Annotated in this window: 22 protein-coding genes; 12 read left to right on the plus strand and 10 right to left on the minus strand. The window is 55.2% G+C overall.

Going from position 1 to position 17956, the window contains the following annotated elements; all coding sequences use genetic code 11:
- Positions 1–357: 357 nt before the first annotated feature.
- Positions 358–984, minus strand: a complete 627-nt coding sequence (locus J2X76_RS25555; protein ID WP_310220296.1) for an acyl-homoserine-lactone synthase — start codon at positions 982–984, stop codon at positions 358–360.
- A 74-nt stretch (positions 985–1058) separates the two neighbouring features.
- Positions 1059–1787, minus strand: a complete 729-nt coding sequence (locus J2X76_RS25560; protein ID WP_310220298.1) for a LuxR family transcriptional regulator — start codon at positions 1785–1787, stop codon at positions 1059–1061.
- Positions 1788–2268: 481 nt separating this feature from the next.
- Between J2X76_RS25560 and J2X76_RS25565 the strand changes: the two genes are divergently transcribed.
- The 9 genes from J2X76_RS25565 to J2X76_RS25605 all read left to right on the plus strand — a co-directional run bounded on the left by J2X76_RS25565 (position 2269) and on the right by J2X76_RS25605 (position 11028).
- Positions 2269–3204: a 2OG-Fe(II) oxygenase family protein gene (locus J2X76_RS25565; protein WP_310220299.1), complete on the plus strand. Its 936-nt coding sequence runs from the start codon at positions 2269–2271 to the stop codon at positions 3202–3204.
- A gap of 189 nt (positions 3205–3393) precedes the next feature.
- Positions 3394–4698 (plus strand): diaminopimelate decarboxylase, encoded by a 1305-nt coding sequence (locus J2X76_RS25570; protein ID WP_310220300.1) that lies wholly within the window; start codon positions 3394–3396, stop codon positions 4696–4698.
- Between the two features lie 31 nt (positions 4699–4729).
- Positions 4730–6073 (plus strand): hypothetical protein, encoded by a 1344-nt coding sequence (locus tag J2X76_RS25575; protein ID WP_310220301.1) that lies wholly within the window; start codon positions 4730–4732, stop codon positions 6071–6073.
- Between the two features lie 17 nt (positions 6074–6090).
- Positions 6091–6996: a hypothetical protein gene (locus tag J2X76_RS25580; protein ID WP_310220302.1), complete on the plus strand. Its 906-nt coding sequence runs from the start codon at positions 6091–6093 to the stop codon at positions 6994–6996.
- Positions 6993–7793, plus strand: coding sequence for a creatininase family protein (locus tag J2X76_RS25585; RefSeq protein WP_310220303.1), 801 nt, complete (start codon positions 6993–6995; stop codon positions 7791–7793). The genes J2X76_RS25580 and J2X76_RS25585 overlap by 4 nt, the downstream gene beginning before the upstream one ends.
- Positions 7794–7845: 52 nt before the next feature.
- Positions 7846–8406 carry a nucleoside 2-deoxyribosyltransferase gene (locus J2X76_RS25590; protein WP_310220304.1) on the plus strand — a complete coding sequence of 187 codons (561 nt, stop codon included), beginning with the start codon at positions 7846–7848 and terminating at the stop codon, positions 8404–8406.
- A 325-nt stretch (positions 8407–8731) separates the two neighbouring features.
- The gene (locus tag J2X76_RS25595; protein ID WP_310220305.1) at positions 8732–10099 is read left to right on the plus strand and encodes an MATE family efflux transporter; all 1368 of its coding nucleotides are present in this window, start codon (positions 8732–8734) and stop codon (positions 10097–10099) included.
- 355 nt (positions 10100–10454) lie between these two features.
- Entirely contained in the window at positions 10455–10691 is a 237-nt protein-coding gene (locus tag J2X76_RS25600) for a WGR domain-containing protein (protein WP_310220372.1), read from the plus strand.
- Between the two features lie 58 nt (positions 10692–10749).
- Entirely contained in the window at positions 10750–11028 is a 279-nt protein-coding gene (locus J2X76_RS25605; RefSeq protein ID WP_310220307.1) for an HU family DNA-binding protein, read from the plus strand.
- Between the two features lie 45 nt (positions 11029–11073).
- Here the strand turns inward: J2X76_RS25605 and J2X76_RS25610 are convergent, their stop codons facing one another.
- Positions 11074–11382, minus strand: coding sequence for a DUF736 domain-containing protein (locus J2X76_RS25610; protein ID WP_310220308.1), 309 nt, complete (start codon positions 11380–11382; stop codon positions 11074–11076).
- 328 nt (positions 11383–11710) lie between these two features.
- A complete protein-coding gene (locus J2X76_RS25615; protein WP_310220309.1) occupies positions 11711–12658 on the minus strand; it encodes a GGDEF domain-containing protein in 948 nt (315 codons plus the stop codon).
- A gap of 479 nt (positions 12659–13137) precedes the next feature.
- Here J2X76_RS25615 and J2X76_RS25620 point away from each other — a divergent pair, with 479 nt between their 5' ends.
- The 3 genes from J2X76_RS25620 (at position 13138) to J2X76_RS25630 (ending at position 14256) form a co-directional block, all read left to right on the plus strand.
- Positions 13138–13290 carry a hypothetical protein gene (locus tag J2X76_RS25620; RefSeq protein ID WP_310220311.1) on the plus strand — a complete coding sequence of 51 codons (153 nt, stop codon included), beginning with the start codon at positions 13138–13140 and terminating at the stop codon, positions 13288–13290.
- A 265-nt stretch (positions 13291–13555) separates the two neighbouring features.
- Positions 13556–13939, plus strand: coding sequence for a response regulator (locus J2X76_RS25625; RefSeq protein ID WP_310220312.1), 384 nt, complete (start codon positions 13556–13558; stop codon positions 13937–13939).
- 17 nt (positions 13940–13956) lie between these two features.
- A complete protein-coding gene (locus J2X76_RS25630) occupies positions 13957–14256 on the plus strand; it encodes a hypothetical protein (protein ID WP_310220313.1) in 300 nt (99 codons plus the stop codon).
- Between the two features lie 11 nt (positions 14257–14267).
- Here the strand turns inward: J2X76_RS25630 and J2X76_RS25635 are convergent, their stop codons facing one another.
- The 6 genes from J2X76_RS25635 to J2X76_RS25660 form a co-directional block, all read right to left on the minus strand.
- Positions 14268–15344 carry a histidine kinase dimerization/phosphoacceptor domain -containing protein gene (locus J2X76_RS25635; RefSeq protein ID WP_310220315.1) on the minus strand — a complete coding sequence of 359 codons (1077 nt, stop codon included), beginning with the start codon at positions 15342–15344 and terminating at the stop codon, positions 14268–14270.
- Positions 15345–15516: 172 nt separating this feature from the next.
- Complete coding sequence (locus J2X76_RS25640; RefSeq protein WP_310220317.1) at positions 15517–16509, minus strand: PAS domain S-box protein; 993 nt, start codon at positions 16507–16509, stop codon at positions 15517–15519.
- A gap of 84 nt (positions 16510–16593) precedes the next feature.
- On the minus strand, positions 16594–16869 hold the full coding sequence (locus J2X76_RS25645; RefSeq protein WP_145643764.1) for a hypothetical protein: 276 nt from the start codon (positions 16867–16869) through the stop codon (positions 16594–16596).
- Between the two features lie 98 nt (positions 16870–16967).
- The gene (locus tag J2X76_RS25650; RefSeq protein ID WP_310220319.1) at positions 16968–17348 is read right to left on the minus strand and encodes a DUF6481 family protein; all 381 of its coding nucleotides are present in this window, start codon (positions 17346–17348) and stop codon (positions 16968–16970) included.
- A gap of 31 nt (positions 17349–17379) precedes the next feature.
- Complete coding sequence (locus J2X76_RS25655; RefSeq protein ID WP_310220320.1) at positions 17380–17604, minus strand: hypothetical protein; 225 nt, start codon at positions 17602–17604, stop codon at positions 17380–17382.
- A gap of 122 nt (positions 17605–17726) precedes the next feature.
- Entirely contained in the window at positions 17727–17936 is a 210-nt protein-coding gene (locus tag J2X76_RS25660; protein WP_016736157.1) for a cold-shock protein, read from the minus strand.
- Positions 17937–17956: the final 20 nt, after the last annotated feature.

Here is a 17956-nt window from a genome sequence, read left to right on the forward strand (position 1 = left end):
GTCTCTCGCCTTGATGAGATTCGATCTGACGACCAACTAGTGTGAAAAATCCGGCTCTTCACTTTCAACGTGTCGATATGAAGGTAACGTACCTATTCCGCTCCCGACACAATGCCGAGCCCAATCCCTAAAGCCCAAGATTTCCGGTAATCAAGCATCGAAAGCTCGGCACAATATTCTGGCGAAGAAATGCCGACCTGGACGAGGAGTTCGCCGCGCTGTTCGGCGAGGAGCTACATCGTCTAATTATTTGAAATTTTCGATCTTCATGCTTGTCTGGTCGGCACGGCGCAGTCCTAGGACCGTCTGGACCGGGTACGCTGAAGTTTCGCAGCTCACGTACAGGGAAGCACAGTATTAAGAAGCATGCGGAGTGCTGCATGCCGCCCAAGATAGATCGACCGAATTACTCACCCGCAAAACTTGTGACGAGGTCGCGGCTGTGCTTGACATCACATGCGCCTCGAAGGGGACCACCGTCTCGCCATTATACAGCATAGGCGGCGCAAGCGGTTCTACTTGCCATCCGAGCCTGATTAAACGCCTTATCCACAGCGGATTGGCTTGTGCAATAAGGCTCCGAAGACCCAATCTCGTACAAATTTCCGGAATAGCTGCCATCACGCGTTTTATGGAACTGCCGCTTCCATTTTCAACACCGGTACGCGTACCAAGTCGTGTCCATTCATACGTCGCACTCCCTCCAGCTGAAGCCCTTCCTTGCAAGAGTTCGGGATAGATGTGGCTCAGCAAATGGGGGCTGTCAGTTGGAAGTAGCCTCGAGTACCCTTTTACCTGATCTTGAACGACGTCAATGACATGAATGGCACTTCCATCGTCGAATCGATCGACTTCCCGACCGTTAGGACTGTCTAATGCTGCCCAGCCCAAGCGTTCTACAAAGACCTCATGCCTGAACTTGTGGATCTCATCACGCAAATACGGATTGAGTTGAAGAGCACATCCATTGAGCACATAGATCATTGTCATCTCCCTGCACTCCAGAGAGACTTAATTTCGCTAAGTGAAAAATCTATACTGCAAATTTACACTATTAATTAGTGTATTCTCATAAACCCATATTCTATTGCCAGTCGCGCAGCATCCACACGGTTATGCGCGTGGAGCTTATTCATAACTCTGGCAAGATATTGGTCCACCGTCCGATGAGTTAGCCCGGTTTGCTGGGCAATTTGCTTAGAACTGAATCCTCTCCAGGCCAGCTGTAAACATTTTATTTCTTGGGCTGAGAGACCCTTGGGCCCAACTTTGCTAACACCGGTGCCCGTTCCGGGCGATATCTGCCTAATTTTAGACAATGCCAAGATTCCAATAAATCGCATCCTTTCTCGATCGAATCTTTCCAAACGCCCGCCAGAGGTGGAGTAGGAAATGCAAATAATATCGCTGGGACCGTGGATCGGCACCGTCAAACCATCAATCAAGCCGGAATCTCTTGCGCCCTCCATAATCCTTCGTTCGTCGACTGTCAGGCCTTTCTCAGCACAAATTTCGCTCCACACAAAGGGGTCACGCGTTTGAAGTAAGTGCTGCGCAACTGGGTCCCGCTGCACATACTCGCCGCGAGCATATTCTTTCGTCCAGTTTGGATTCCAGCTGTCCAAAATAATATTCGAGCTAATCGACTCCCGGTTCACCGGAAGCCGGGCAATGAAGAGGCCGTTTACACCGACAGGACGTAGATGATCCAATAGAAATTTTGAAATAGATTCAATTGACTCCAAAGCGTCTAGATTGTTGTAAAAATAACGCGAGCCGTCCAACATCTCCGAAAAGCCTTTTCTTCATAAGAAAAAGATAGGGCACAAGGTCAAGCTATTGCGTCTTCTCCGAGCTGGCTGAGTAAAACCAATTCTCTGGAATATTCGTTAGTGAAATGTGCCATAACCAAACCCTGATCGCAACCTAAAAGCGTCTTCAAGCTGCTATTCGCGAGCTGAGAAAGGTGCTCTCTCCGCGTGCTCATAGGGCCGGTTCTTCCCCATCCAGTCGTCGCGCGGTGTGGCGAGAGACCTAAATGTCAATATTGAAAACGTCCAATATTTCCACCGTCAGACAGGCAATGCGATACTCCCGGTCAGCTTAGAGGCTCGCCATCCCAGTACGCTTGGCGCACCGCCTCACGCCTTATGAGTTTTCGGAACGTGGCCGACCGTTCAGCACACTCAAGTCGGAATGGGGTCGAGCTCCGTTTCATCGAGTTCGATTAAAATCACAATTAACTCAAGCACAGGTGGAGAAAACCCAATGAGCGAGAAGCATCAAGCTAAACTTCCGTCCGTCGTCCTGCCCACTTCCTTCACGAGTGATGAGGCAAAGCAATGCGCCGACATCGCCGAAGTGTCGCGTACGTACGGGTACTTCTTCCTTGAAAACCATGGCATCCCGGCTGAATTGTTGAGTGATACCATTGACGAGACAATCCGTTTTTATTCCCAGCCGGACGATCAAAAAGCTGCGTACAAATGTAGCCCGAACTCCCAGTTTCTCGGTTATCGACCGCTTGGCGCGGAAAAGAGCCTGATGCACGCGGGCGGCGAGGCGTGTGAACAGTATCGAATTGGCAACGTCGTGCAGTCAGATGCCCGCCTCCCGCCAGTCGATCAGGAGTTCTTCCATCAGCCATTCCAGTCGGGCATGACACTCTTTCAGGAGATGGCGGAAGTGGGCAACAGGCTGATGAGTGCCTGCGCCGTCGGATTAGGACTGAGCGGCTCCTATTTCGATAAATTCCTGAAGGAGCCGCTCCATCGTCTCGGTTTGAACTACTATGAGGTCGGCGCCGGCGAGAAGATTGGCAATACCGTTAGCTACGCGATGTCCGCTCATATTGACCACACGATCTTTACGGTCCTAGCCCACGATCAACCCGGTCTGGAGGTCCTAACCCCGGAAGGGGACTGGCTTGAAATTCCGGTTATCCCTGGCTCGCTTTTCGTATTCCACGGTGACTATCTTCAGCGATGGACGAACGGGCAGTTCAGGGCGGTAAAGCACCGTGTTGGCGAAATCACAAAGAACCGCGTTTCGCTTCAATATAAGCATAAACCATCAAATGAGATCGTGGTCGCGCCCCTCGACCCCTTTGTGAACGAAAGCGATCCAGCAAAGTATCAGGCTTTCGATACGGGGCGGGAATATCAGGAACTCCTGAAAACGCTGCTCGTGAGAGAGACCGTCTGAGCAGAACGCGTCTCCGAGCGGGTGCCGAGAAGCCACGCACCACCGGTTGGCCCGCTCGGATCGCGTCTCGTTCGACAAAGTTGAAGCCGGAAACCGAGGTTCCCGCTTCACATCTGCGGGATGCCGCAGCGCGAGGTACCCCCCTGCTCTGCTGGTGGAGCTAATGATTTCGCGATCAAAGGTTTGACTATGCCGATTTCGCAAGACTTCGCAGAAAGATTGTATTCGGTTCTGCCTCAGATCGCGGAGACATTCGGCACGCCATTTCATATTTACGATGAGGCTGGCATCGTCAGCGGAGGGCGGCGCTTGAACGAGCTGTTTGCCGGTGTTGCGGATTTTCGAGAATACTTCGCTGTCAAAGCGTTGCCCAACCTTCGAATCTTGAACTTACTGCAGCATGAGTTGGGATTCGGCTTTGACTGCAGTTCCATACCCGAGCTGCAAATGGTCCGTCTGCTCGGCGCATCAGGCTCCGATATCTTCTTTTCCTCGAACAACACCTCGCAGGAGGAATATGCAGAAGCCGAGAAGCATGGTGGGGCAATTTTAAATCTCGACGATCTCAGCTTCGTGGACAAAGTGCCGATAATGCCGGAACTCGTCTGCTTCCGATACAATCCCGGCACCGCTGGTGTCGGGAACGCGGTGATCGGCTCTCCACAAGAGGCCAAATTTGGCCTCAGGACAGATCAAATCAAAGCTGCATACAAACGAGCGCGCGAGCGAGGAGCTAAGCGTTTCGGCCTCCATACTATGCTCGTAACGAATGAAACGAGATGGCAAAATATTCGCGACACGATCGCGATGTTACTTGAGCTGTGCCACCGTTTGAATAGCGAAATGGGGATCCAATTCGAATTCGTCAACATGGGCGGGGGGATTGGTATCCCTTACCGCCCAGGTGAGCAGGACGTCGATCTCGTCGCTCTAGCTCGGGCAGCTTCCGACCTATTTGCACAATTCCGTGCTGCACAAGGTTACGCCCCGAAGTTATTCATGGAATGCGGGCGTCTGATTACGGGGCCGCATGGGGTACTGGTGACCCGCGTCATCAATATCATGTCGAAATATCGTGATTTCGTGGGCGTTGATGCGAGTATGCCAGCATTGATGCGGACCGGCATGTATCCGCATGCTTATAACCACATCACCGCCCTCACCGCGGACGGGAGACAAAAGGACGCCATGCCATCGGTTGTCGATGTTGTTGGCTCGCTTTGCGAAAATAACGACAAATTTGCCAAACGAATAGAGTTGCCGGACGTGCGTGAGGGCGAGTTTCTCATCATTCACGATACGGGAGCGCACGGTCACGCCATGGGCTTTCAATACAATGGCCGGCTTCGACCAAAGGAATTGTTACTTCGGCAAACTGGTCATGCCGAATTGATCCGCCGCGCGGAAACTACCGAAGACTATCTGCAGACGCAGATCGATCTCTCGGCGCCGAGATTGCGTCTGGAGAACAGCCAACGAACGACTTCTCATTAACCGTAATCGGGAGCCGGAACGGATCAATGCGATGAAAGACAATACAATCGCGGATGTGCCGACACTGTGTATTGCGAACGCAATTGATACATTACGAGTGATCATAGGCCGTGCCCCTACCCCTGCTGATGCAGACGCCATCACGCGTGCGAATTTTCCCCAGCAGGACCAGGCAATTTTCTGGCGGCCTCTCGACAAGCTTATCATAACCGAGGCGCCTATTGCCGGATTTGAGTGGCTTACCGGTCTTCTGGGAATTAAAGGCGCGCGAAATATTTCGCCCGCAGAAACGACTGGCTGTCTTTTCACCGATGTTGTGAAGGATACGCGGCTTCAACAGGCGATATCGGAATGGGCCGGTCAGGACCAGAAGATCCGAATTATCGTGCACACGACCACGCCGGCCCTTTGGGACATGGTGTTGTTCTTGGAAGCGCAGTTGGGGCTGGTTGTCTATCTTCCTGAAAGTAGCCGGAATCAAGCTCTTCGTGATTATGCTGATACAAAATCGGGGTTTCGCGAAATCGCAGCCAGTCTGGGCCTCTCTAACGGCGTTGTCCGCATCGCGGCCGGCGCCAGTTTTCCGACCGTCGAAACCGCAGCCGGGGCAATCTTCGACAAGAACACCCACGGTGAAGCTGCAATTGCGAAGCCTGATAAGGGGGAAGCCAGTGTCGGCCTCAATATCTTTCATCCCGGAACAAACTACTGTTCTCTACTCCGAGAATTACATTCCAATCACTACCTTTCAAGCGACCCGATAGTTGTTGAGGAATATGTCGATGGAGAGAACATCAGCTTCCCATCCGTTGAATTCCATGTCCCAGAGGATGGATCGCCAGAACATACTTTCGCATGTTCGATGATGTTCAGTCGGCAAACGGAATTGCGCGGAAATTTCGTCTACCCGAACCAGTCCGAAGAACCATGGTATTCGCCGCTCGTCGGGACGGGCCTCCTCATTGCGAGCCACCTGCAGAAGCAGGGATATATCGGCTTCTTTGATATTGACTGCGTCTCACGCGCGAGCGGTGAGACCATCATGCTCGACTTGAATCCACGCCGGACGGGCGGGACCCATATTCACGAGTTTGCCTCCGCATTCCTGGGACCGTCATATCAGATGACACATTGTGTCGGGGCGCTTGATTATTACGCCGGCCACGCGATCGCCCTTGAAGCTCTACTTGACAAAATCAGGCCCTCGATCCGTTCGCCGACCACGTCATCATCGGGGATACTCCCGATTGAATTAACCGGCCTTCAGTTTGGTCGCGTCAGTCTTTTGTTTTGGGGAAACACAGCTGAGGAAATAGCTGAGTTGAAAAACCGCGTTGAGGCGGATCTGGCAGTGCTGGGATTCAAGATCGTGTAGCGATTAGGGGAAGCGAAATGTCAACGCTGTTTCAGGGATATGAGATCTGCGGAATGAGAATTCGGTCGCCGATCATTGCTGGCTCCGGGCTGGTAACGGACAGCGCAAGAAACATACGCCATTATCTCGCCCATGGCGCCGGGGCGGTCATTACCAAAACAATCCACCCAGCCCCTCCGGTCGGAAACTCGGAAAAAGTTACCGCCATTTCGACGGGATGGTTGAACAGCACAACATATTCAAAAAAGACGGTCGAACACTGGCTCGGCCTTCTGAAGATATTTGCCTCCGAAGACGCACCCGTCATTGCGTCCATCCATGCAAGAACACCGTCGGAGCTTGGGCATCTGGCACGGGAGGTGGAGGGTACCGGATGCAAGTCGCTTGAGTTGGGAATTTCGTGCCTCAATGAGTTCGAAGGCCTCTTCGACACTCCTGAGCGTGTCGCGAATTACACCCGAGAAGTGAAGAACGCCGTCTCAATTCCATTTAGCGTGAAGCTTTCCTTGGGGGATTTCCTAATGGAGCGGATTGAAGCAGCAGTTTCCGAGGGTGCATCTTGCATCACATTGAGCGATACGATCCCCGGCGCACGCATTGATATCGCTACAGCCAGGCCCTTGCTCGGTGGTCCCTTCGGGTATTCTGGACCAGGTATAATGCCTCTCGTGATCGCGGCCATCTACGAACTCCGCGCTGGCGGAGGGACCGTTCCGGTGATGGCTTCCGGTGGAGTGAGCGAGGCATCGGACGCTTTGGAATATCTCTATGCAGGAGCCAATGCCGTCCAAGTTTACTCCGCGCTGCACACGTCGCGTGATGCTATCGCGCCCATCGTCGATGATCTCTTTCACATGGTGGGTTCCGAACATTCGCGGAAGGTTATCGGGAAATCAATTCTGACGAGGGAGATCTCGCTATGACGACCGACCGAACTACTTACCTGACCGATATTCCGAGCCCAGAGATTCAGGCGGCCGTTCGCGATGCCACGATCGTCTGGGGTATCGGAAGCGTAGAGCAGCACGGTCCACACCTCCCAGTCTCCGTTGATTTTGACATAGCAAATAGTTTGAGCCGCGAGGTCGCGGGACGAGTAACGAACGGCCTAATGGCGCCAACGCAGCCATTCGGTGCTCGATCTTTGCCGCAAAGCGGCGGCGGGCTAGCGTTTCCGGGTACTATTTTCATCACGGGCGACATCCTAATAAATTATCTGAAGCAGATAATCGTGGGCTTTGCGGGTCTGGGTTGCCGAAAACTCGTGATTGTCGGCGGGCATTTCGAAAATGAGCCTTTCGTTTTTGAGGCCGTTGATATGGCTAGGCACGAGAGGTCGCTTGGAGGAATGAGCGTCACCGCGTTCAGTTGGTGGAGCCTTGTCACGCAGAACTGGATTGATGAAAACGTTGGAGAGCGCTTCCCTGGCTGGCACGCGGAGCACGCGGGGCTAACCGAGACGAGTTTGATGATGTACCTGCGGCCGAGCGTCGTAAACGACATCCGTCTCGATCACCCAACTCCGCCGCAGTCCGGAATCTACGATCATCCCCTCGATCTCGCCGCGACCACGACCCAAGGAGTGCTCTCCTCGACCGTTGGCGCAACGGCCAAACTCGGCCAGCGCCTTTTCGGGCACATCGTCGATCAGATCTGCCTTAAGCTGGAATCGGAAAGCACCCTCCGGGGCGAGGCCAGCAAGCAATTGAAACTGATGTGATCGCACCATCACCCGCATCCGCCTGTCAACCGAACGCAACAAGGAAATCGTCATGGATATGAACGAAGCAGCCAAGGACAACTTTCAGGATGAAGCGGAACAACCGCTCATCTTTGTTGGGGGCCCAATCCAGCATGCCATTGTCGGCTCCGGAATGGTAGAGAGGGCCGAAAGTCCCATTCGAAAAATTCACTTCATGGTTCGGTCGTTCGATCTTCGTTTTGTTTCAGCCCACGTGGCAGAAGCATTTGGGGAGATGACCAGCAGCTTTACTCCCGACGAGGTTACTCATCGGGATTATAACTGGATGCGGCAATGCAATTTGTTCATGGCAGTGCTTCCTTCCGACGAAGAAGGTCGCTTGATCAGAACTGACGGCACGCATATCGAGCTTGGGTGGGCTGCCGCGCTTGGAAAGCCAATCATCATCTTAGCCCATACTGATGCCCACTCGCAGCTCTCTCATCTTGTCAAAGGCCTCGCTACCGTCGCGAATTGTGCGATAGTCCCTCTTGAACGGGTCGTCCAGAGATCTGAAATACTCCGTCAAGCAATTATCGACCGGCTTGGTACCGGCGTATTTGCGAAACGCGAGGAGTTGATTGAGGATTGATTGTCGAGCGCGCAGCAGCCTCGGACGCGGGCAATCTAGGAGGATTTTGGTCAAGAGTCGGTTGGGCAAGTCGGCCTTCGGTGGGGTTGTGGAAGTTGGCAACGGTTTGATCAGTGTTACAACGTGGTCCCAAGCTTGTTCTGTGAGTTCATTGGGAGCGCATCGAAACGATGCGTGGTTTTGCGGTATGCCCTGGTGCTGCCGCTTGTAACATCGGTTGCCAAACGTTTTGGTGGCGACTGGCTAGATCTTGTCAGGCACGCCTGATGGGTTCCATTTCGTCAACCCGTTAAGCTCTCACTGAAGCTATAATTTAGGTTGGGCAATGTCCGGTTTTGCAGCGAATAGTTCTTGGCGAAGTATGACCTGTCAGCTTGCCCGCAACTCTATTCCGATCGCTTTGTTTTATGTAGTAGAAATGGCGATGGGGTTTATAGATACGGCTGTTGCCGGGCGGCTTGGTACGGTTGAGCTCGGCGCGGTCGGGCTGGCCACCGGGCTTGTGTTCGCATTTCTCTATGCTGCGTTCGGAATGACATCGACGACCGCGATTTTCGTCGCCGGTGGGCACGAGCAGGCGCAGACAGATGCCGTGAAGAGTTCTTTCGTCGCCGGCCTCCTCATGGCGGCGCTCCTCTCGCCCCTCATCATTGTGATTGCGATTTCCATACCAGAGTTCCTGCGCCGGACAGGGCAGGACGGAGCAGTCGTGACGTCCGCATCCTTATACATCCAGGGCGCCGTGGCCTCTGTCCCGCTGGCCTTGGTTTTCAATGTCTACCGTGCACTTCTCTCAGCTGTTGGCTCTGGGGCACTTGTTGTTTGGGCGAGTGTAATCGGGATTACAGTCAATCTTATAGCGAGTCCTATCTTGGCCTTCGGAATAGGCTGGTCGCCGGAATTGGGCGTCTTTGGTATTGGTCTCGGCACAACATTCGCACACGCAACTATGGTCTTGTTTGCGGTCGCCGCTACTTGGAAACGGCATCGAATCGGGGGACTTAGGATCTGGCGAAATCACCTTGACGCGTTTTTGGTCCGCGAGTTCCTGGCTATCGGATGGCCCGGCCTCGTGCTCGGTCTGTTCGAAAGCGGATTCTTTGCGGCTATGCAGGTTGTCGCAGGCATGCATGGAGTGGCTAGCCTGTCGGCAACCACGGTCGGTATTCAGCTTGCGGACATAATCTCAGTGATTGGGCTCAGCGTAGGCGAGGCAACAATGATTTCTGTGGCGGCGAGCAATTCTAGGACATCCGACCCGCGCGCAGCCAACGCTATTATTGTCACGGGATCGGCAGTCGCCGCACTTCTGATGATCGCGGCTGGTGTCGGCGTCACTTTTAATCCGGAGATTGCCGAAGTTGTATTTCTGGGAGAAAGCGAGAGCAGCAATTTCGTCTTTAGGGACCAACTGCTGATTGTTCTTGCGATTCTCCCTTTCGCTCTCGCGGCAGACGCGGTTCAGCTTGTTCTCGTGAGGGGTCTTAAGGCCTTGCGGGACACGCGAGGGCCGATGTTGGTTGCTGCGGCCGGCTATTGGATTGTTGGTATCGGTGGGGGGTATTTCCTCGCGACAGTTGGCCAACTCGGTGTGGAAGGAGTCTGGATTGGCTTCGCGGCCGGCCTGACGTTTGTGAGCGTCGTATTGGCGTTCCGCCTGTTTTTGCGCACGCGACTCGACGCGAAGCGCTGATGATGCACACCTCCTGCAGGATTGGACGCGCTGGTTTCCTTCGCGAACTCCCACAATCCGCCGGTCCGGGCTTCCGATCAAAAGCGATGATGCGATTTCAACGAATGACGGAGAGTCATCGTATAGGCCGACTTTCTCTCCAACAGAGTGAATTTTGAACACTTCCAGCGCAGATTTTTCACTCCATATCATCCGCCAACGCCTTGAACCGCTGCGACAGATCACTGTCTTGAATCGGTGAGCACAGTGCGATTCAAAACTCTCATTGGACGTCGGATTCCGATCGCGCGATTCTGTCCCCATGATAGCGCAGCCCTACCACCTCTACGTCGAGCGTATCGCCCCTGAAAAGAACATGGCACGCTTCTACGCGCTTGCTGTCCAGCCGACACTGTTTGGCGAGGTGTCTCTTGTGCGCGCATGGGGACGGATCGGAACACGGGGGCAGCAAATGGTTCATCTCTTTGACAACGAAGGAGAGGCTGTCAGCCTGTTCCTCGATGTCCTTCGAGAAAAACGCGGCGGGGCTATAAGCCGAAACGAGTTGTGGACATTCAACGGATCTGAGCCATGTCGCCATCACCAACGATGACAACGAGGCTAGAAGCTGACACGGATTTTACATTGTCTCACGTTGAAGGAAATTTTTCATGACCACTACCAACGAAATCGCCGACAAGATTGCCGCCGATAACGGCCTGACCAAGGTTCAGGGCAAGGCCATCGTCGAAGCCGTTTTCCAGGCGATCACCGATGCAGCAAGCTCCGGCGCGGAGACGTCTATCCCTGGCTTTGGAAAGTTCAAGGTAAAGGCGTCGCCTGAACGCGAGGGCCGCAATCCGGCAACGGGCGAAGCCATGAAGATCGCGGCTTCCAACAAGCTGACCTTTGCGCCTGCCAAGGCGCTCAAGGATGCACTGAACAAGTGATCCTTCACAGGAAGAGCCCCGCCCTGTCGGGCCGGGCATTCCGGATCAGTCCCGGTCTGACCGGGACCAGATGAGGGAGAGGCCTTCCTCACCTTCGGCCTCGATCAGCGTTGCGTAGATCGGAGCGGGAAAGCTCGGGTCGTCAAGCTTGACCGAGAGATAGTCGCGGCCTTCGTTCGAGGTTTTCTTCCAGGCTGCGCCGAACTCTGTCGCCCCTGCGAGGATGCGGTAGTCTGGGCCTTTATTGGAGGTGCGCTCGACGGTGCGGATGGTCGCCTTGACGTTGAGGTTGAGGGTCTTGATGGTGCCGGTGAAGCCGTTGCCGGAAGCGGTGAAAGAGCCGATGGTTGCCATTGTCGTATTCCTTTTCGGTTGTTCGGGCCGCGTCCATCGTGGCCTCGATGGCAGTCGACAGGACCGGAGACGATCGGCCCGCACCTGAAAGGCCGAAACGGAGTGAAGGACGGCCAGGAAGAGGCTTTCTTGCTTCGCGAGGAATGGGCGCTTGAGCGCACAGGGGAAGAAAACGATCCGGCCGTTGCGGATGCCGATCGAGCCGAGTACCGCGAGGCGGTCTTGGGTCAGACATGCCCCATCGAGACCGCAGTGGACGTGCCGGCTTGCCAAATCAAGGGATACAGCAATGGTGTCATCTGCGCGGGCTCACGTCACCTGCATGCCTTTAGCGCCCCACTGACCCAATAGAGGGCTCAGCCGAGACTGCTGAGAACCTGCTCGTGTGTGGGACCATCGATAACTGGACTTTGCCTTTGCCGGCATTCTTCGCCGCGTACATGAGGTTGTCACCCGCGATAATCAACTGCTCTGCGGAGCGGTCGTCGCTTATGTCGATGAAAAGTGCGCCGACGCTGCAACCTACCGGATAACCGGTCAGAGACAGTGCTGCCGTCAATCGAACATGAAGGTCTTGCGCTGTTCTGATCGCTTCGCCATGGTCGGCGACGGCTATGGCGATCGCAAACTCGTCGCCGCCTAACCGTCCCGCAATTTGTCCCTCGGACATGAAGCTGTTTGCGGACGCTGCGAATGCCGTCAGCACCTGATCGCCTGCAGCATGGCCATGCTCATCGTTGACGCCCTTGAACCCGTCCAGATCAATGTAGGCAAGGAGGAGTGGTCGTCGCGCTCCGATCTTGCTGGACAGCCGCAGTTTCAGCTCGTCCTCGAATGCTTTGCGATTATAGACGCCGGTCAGCGGATCATGTGTTGCCAGGTAGGCTACTCGATCATGTGAGCGCTTAAGGCCCATGACGACCGCCGCATTGACGCCAAACGAAATCAATCGCCCGACATTGTTGTTGAGACCGGTCCAGAACTCAGGATCGGGATTGAACATGGGGTATCGTAGCCCGGCGACGATTGCGACAGCCACTGTGAACAGGACAGCCTGTCGGGTGCTCAACGTCCAGCAGGCGATCGTCACTGGGACGAGATAGAGGGCCGCCATCGACAACTGTTGCTGGTACGTGCCGACGTCAAGCAGCAGGGCAACCAGAGTGACGGCGAGCAGGATCGCCCAACGCTGGCCCGCCGGGCGTTCTTGCAACCAGTCGCCCAGTTGCTCCACAAGGCTTTCCTTTTTGGCGTCTACGTCAGCCTTGGTTGTCAATCTGATTATCCCGTAGGTGGCGATGGATTGCCGCCGAGCCCGGAACCTTCGGGTTCGACAAACTGTGGCGATCCACGCGTGATTGAAGCGAGATGTACGTTCAATGAGTGAGAGGGCAGGTTTCAGGCGGTCTGGACTGGTATCATTGATCAGGTCGAACAATGCGTGAGGGTAAGAGAGGTTGGCGATGAACCGTTTTCAAGCGGAAGTCCTTTACGATTTCGCCGAGGAAATGTTCTCGCTCAAGGCTGGTTCCGCAGACATTACTTCCATGCGGATCAAGGTAATTTATTCGTTATGAAACGCGGTTGGTTTTAGCGTTAAACGGCCGGCGCGTGCAGGACAGGGATCAGGGCCGCAACTGAGCTGGAAGCGATAGTTGGCGGAAGGTGTGGAAATTCGCTGCAGGCGCCCTATTTAGGTAGGGTGATGTCTACCCGTTTTGCGGTCGGCACGGTCAATTCCCCAGGAGATTAAAAATGACCAACGAAAAAGGTGCTGGCGCGCCTTTAAGCGCCGTTTCAGTTGCCAAGAAATATCGGATTGCGTTGGAAGACGCCAAGACGATCGTGGCCGAGCACGGCGACGATGCCAAAGCCATTCATAAAGCCGCTCGTCGGATCGCGGTCTAACGCAGAAGAAAGAAGTGCATTCGTGGCGGCGGAAGATTGTCCTCCTCATACAGGATGGAGGCGCACACCGAACGGCTAATATCGCCGGTATTTGTGATACTAAGCTGCGTACTCCGGCTCATTCATGTCCAACCTTGCAAAAAACACCGGGTGCTCGGTCATTATCAAGCCTATCGAATATGTGTCGCGCCGGAACATTCAAACCGTCGCGGTGTTTCGAGACAAGTGCTGATATTGGCCGAGCGTTTGTCTGATGAGTAGGGTGATGGGCAGAGATCCTTTACGAAGCAAAGGCCTTGTGCTCGTCGTCGAGGATGAGCCACTGGTGCGAATGTTCGCGGTCGCTTTCGTCGAGGATGCCGGCTTTGATGTCGTGGAAGCGGCCGATGCAAATCAGGCAGTGGCGATTCTGGAGGCACGCACCGATATCAGGATTGTGTTTACCGATATAGACATGCCCGGCAGCATAGACGGGATGAAGCTTGCACGCGCTGTTCGAGACCGCTGGCCACCGATCGAAATCATTATCGTCTCCGGCCAAAGGCGTCCCGTCGATAGCGAACTCCCTGCCCGCGCGGTTTTTTTCGCGAAGCCTTATGATGTCGACGCTGTGACAACTGAACTTGATCGGATGGCCGCATCGTTTTGATTGCAAAGGAGAGGGCGATGTACGAAACGACTTCAGAGTTTTATGCAAGCGCCAACGGAGACAAGTGGTTCCTGGAGCGAGGCGAAACAGCGCCCTCCGTCATTCACCGCGCGAACCCGGCATCTGGGGGAGCTGAAACGAGGTGGTCAGTGGACGACTTTCTCAAGGTTGCTGAAGATCACCCACAAGTTGCTGCGCTTCGCAACGCCCTTGCCGAACCCGGCGGCCTTGAAAAGGGAGGAAATCCCTCAACCACAGGGAAACTGGACAAAGCGCCAACCGTATATCCGTGGAGTGTCCATCGCTCCTCGGCGTGATGAATGCCGATCTAAGCTTGGTTTGCTTCCGGCTTTCCAAAAACAATGGTGACCTTCATGCCCATCCCTGGCGTAGATTCCACCTGAACATCCGCCCTGGCGTTCTGCTTGATCGACTGCACAATCATTGCGCTGAGTTTACCGCGCCGTGGCCAGTCGGATGGATTGCTGAGACCGATGCCATTGTCTGCAACCGAGATCCTGCAGCCCGCATCATCCACCACGCAGCGCAAGATAATCTCACCGCCATCACGATCCTTGAAAGCATGTTTGAGCGCGTTCGTCATCAGTTCGTTGATGACCAAGCCGACCGGCATCGCGATATTGACCGAAACGGGCCAGGTGTCGACCTTCATGTCAAGCCGAATACCCTGAACCGCATGTGCGGCCATGACCGCCGAGGCGATCTGGCTCACATAGGTCCCGAGATCGACAGTCTCATCCGCGTTGGTATCCGACAGAGAACGGTAGAGGATCGTTAGCGCATCTACCCGGCCGGCAAGTCGGTTGAAACGCGCGCTTTCATCCGGATGTTGCGCGTTGCGAGCTTCCATGCGGATGAGCGCTGTGATCATCTGAAGATTGTTTTTGACCCTGTGCTGCAACTCCTTGAGCAGCACGTCCTTTTCCGCCAGCGTTGCGGCCAGGTCAGCGCCGGTCTGTCCACTATTCGTGGTCGCGATTGCGACAAGACGAAAGAGAGGGGTTCCAGCGTCATCGACGATTGTATTCGACCAGGCGTCAACATGCGACTGGGGCTCCGTCGTGGACGATGTCGCAAATGTCCCCAAGTATTCCTCGCCAGCCACAATGGCAGTCGCCAGGTCCTGGTCTCCACTCACCGAGCGCGCCAGCGGAAGCGATGACCATGGCTTGCCCTGGAGTTCCTCCGCCGAGGTACCCATCAAACGCTCGAACTCAATATTGACGTATGCGAGCACCTCGTTTGACGCGAGTTCGGCCACGGCCACTCCGAACGGTACGTGGTCGAGGAATTGTCGGAAGCGGTCATCATCCAACGCCTCCCCGAGATGAGGAAGGTCGGCTACCGTTTCGGGGCCGATCGGCGATTCTTCAGCTTCTGTCATTTGCAACTCGCGACGATATTCGTTCGGTGCTTATCACGCCGGATGGCGGGGAGCTAAAGGAATCCTGATTTTTGGAGCGCCATGCCAGCGAACCGGTTCTTTACCGCGCTTGGGTGGGATCGCTCGGCCGAAGATGATGCAGACATCTGGCCTGCTTGCCCACTGGGCGTATTCAGGGGAAGGCCGAAGACCCAAGCCCGACCTGGATGCGCGCAAGCGGCGCTGTCAGCTTCCAGACGATCCGCTCATCCGTGAAACTCCATTTCGCATGGCCGGACAGGGCGGAAGGCACCAGCTTTCCGAGGACCAGGGCTCCGAAACCCTCCTCCTGCGCCAGCAATTCGGCGTAAGCCACCGCTGGCTCAGACCAGACCAGCTCGAATATCTCGCCGCCCCCTTTGCTCGTCAGCCCCCAAGTCACGGATATGCCGCCAACATCGGTGACCCCGAAGCGCATCGCGTTCATGGTTAGTTCGTGGAAGGCCATACCAAGATTGAGGACGGCGTTGGCGTCAAGTACGATCTTCGGCCCGAAAACCTGGATCGGCTGAAGCGCCTCAAAAGGTCGGAGTTGGTGGGCCACGAGATCGGCAAGGCTGACACCGGCCCAATCCACCTGCGAGAGAAGATCATGCGAATGCGAAAGCGCCATGATCCTTTCGCGGACCCGCTTCTCGAACTCTTCGATTGATCGAGCTCGTATTGCTGTTTGCCTGATGACAGCCAGGACTACGGCGTACTGGTTTTTAACGCGGTGATTGATCTCCCGCATCAAGAGGCGGAGCCGGCGGTCGCTTTCTCGCATCTCCGAGATATCCCGGGCAATGCTCGATACCCCGACAAGTTTTCCGGTCCGGCTTTTGATTGGAGAAATGGTGATCGAAATAGGGACCATCTGCCCGTCCCGATGGCGTCGGGTCGTCTGGAACGGATCGATACGCTCTCCCAGCTTCAGCCGGCGCAATATGTCCGCCTCTTCATCCCGTTTGTCCTCGGGTATGATCAGATAGATCGGCTGTCCGACCGCCTCGCTTTCCGCATAGCCGAACATGCGCTCAGCGGCCTTATTCCAGCTCACGATCTTGCCGGAAAGATCCTTACTGATGATGGCGTCGAACGACGACTCGACAATGGCTGCGAGGCGTTCTGCGCTATGCTCTTCCATGCCGGGCCGCTTAGCTTATTTCTGCTTAGTTGGAATGATTTAGGCAGTCCCATCGCAGATCAACCTCTAAGACCATAAGAAAGTTCAGGCACGGTCATAGGTGAAGGACGTTAGGAGCGTCGTCACGAAATTACTGGCCCGCTCCTTGACGAGCATTTCCGTCCACTCGCTGGTGCCGCGAAGTCTTAAGTCGGTCTGGATGCTGTCAACGGCCGCTTCTTCGATCCGCTTGATATGGGCGCTGAAGGCCGCTTCGCCGGCACCATGGTACATGTCACGGATGACCATGCGCAGGATTTCCTGGATCGCTATCTGCCAGGCGGTGTTGATAGCTTGCAGCTCGTTCGTGTCCGGTGCCATTAGAGGCTCCTCAGGAATGAGTAAGTTGGAGCGCGACTGTAAAACCACGCCCTTGTCTATTCCACGGCAGCATCCACTAGGAGGTGGGCGCCTGAACGTTATGCCTGCCGGGCCTTGCGGGCAGCATAACGTCTGTCGCGTTCAGCCTTGCGGGCGGCCTCGTCTTCAACGACACGCGATATCCGGGCATTTTCGGCGGCTTGTCGCGCCTCGATCTCGGCCGCGGCCGCTGCCTCGACGGCCGCCTGCTCTTCTGCCGCAAGAGTCTCGATGCGGGTGCGCTCCTCATGCTTCAGTCGTTCCCGTTCCGCGCGGCGTGCTTCGCGGGCTTCAACAAGCGAGATACGCTCGGCTTGTCTGGCGGCTTGCGATGGCTCTGCCGCCGTCTTTGCAGCCTTGTACGCAGTCAGAAGAGCTGACTTGGCGTCTGCAGCGGCGGAGCGTCGGTCGGTGAGTTCGTTGTTTCTGGCGTGTCTCAAATCTATTTCCTAACTTTTGTGTCTGGGATGATCAGTCGGGCTTGGATCGTTTTGCGAGCAGCGCGGAGGTCGCAGACGCGCGGCCGGCTTGCTCCTTTGCAAGGCGGGCCTCGCGCAGCCGGGCAGTTTTGGCATCACGCGCCTGAGCGATCGATGCGAGCTCTTCGGCCGCATTGTTCTTGGCGAAGAACTCTGTCTGGAGATTTCCGAAAGCCGCCTCTGCCTGCTGTCGAGATTTGCTGTATGTCTCTGTCATTGAATTTCCTCCTGGCCACGATGCCAAAACGAAAGAGGCCAGGCGATTTGCCTGGCCTCAAACTGATACATTGCTTCCGGCAGTGCCAGTACATCCGTGGTCAAAGGGAAGCAGGATATCGATTAAGCGGACTGCAGGTTGCAGGCCGACATCTTGCCCGACTTGCGATCGCGCTCGAGTTCGAAGCCGATCTTCTGGCCTTCAACGAGTTCGCGCATACCGGCGCGTTCGACTGCCGAGATGTGAACGAAGGCGTCAGCGCCGCCGTCGTCAGGCTGGATGAAGCCGAAGCCCTTGGTGGAATTAAACCATTTTACTGTGCCAGTGGTCATGATGAACCCTTTCAAAGCAT

It is taken from the genome of Neorhizobium sp. 2083 (genome assembly GCF_031455615.1).
Lineage (GTDB): Bacteria > Pseudomonadota > Alphaproteobacteria > Rhizobiales > Rhizobiaceae > Neorhizobium.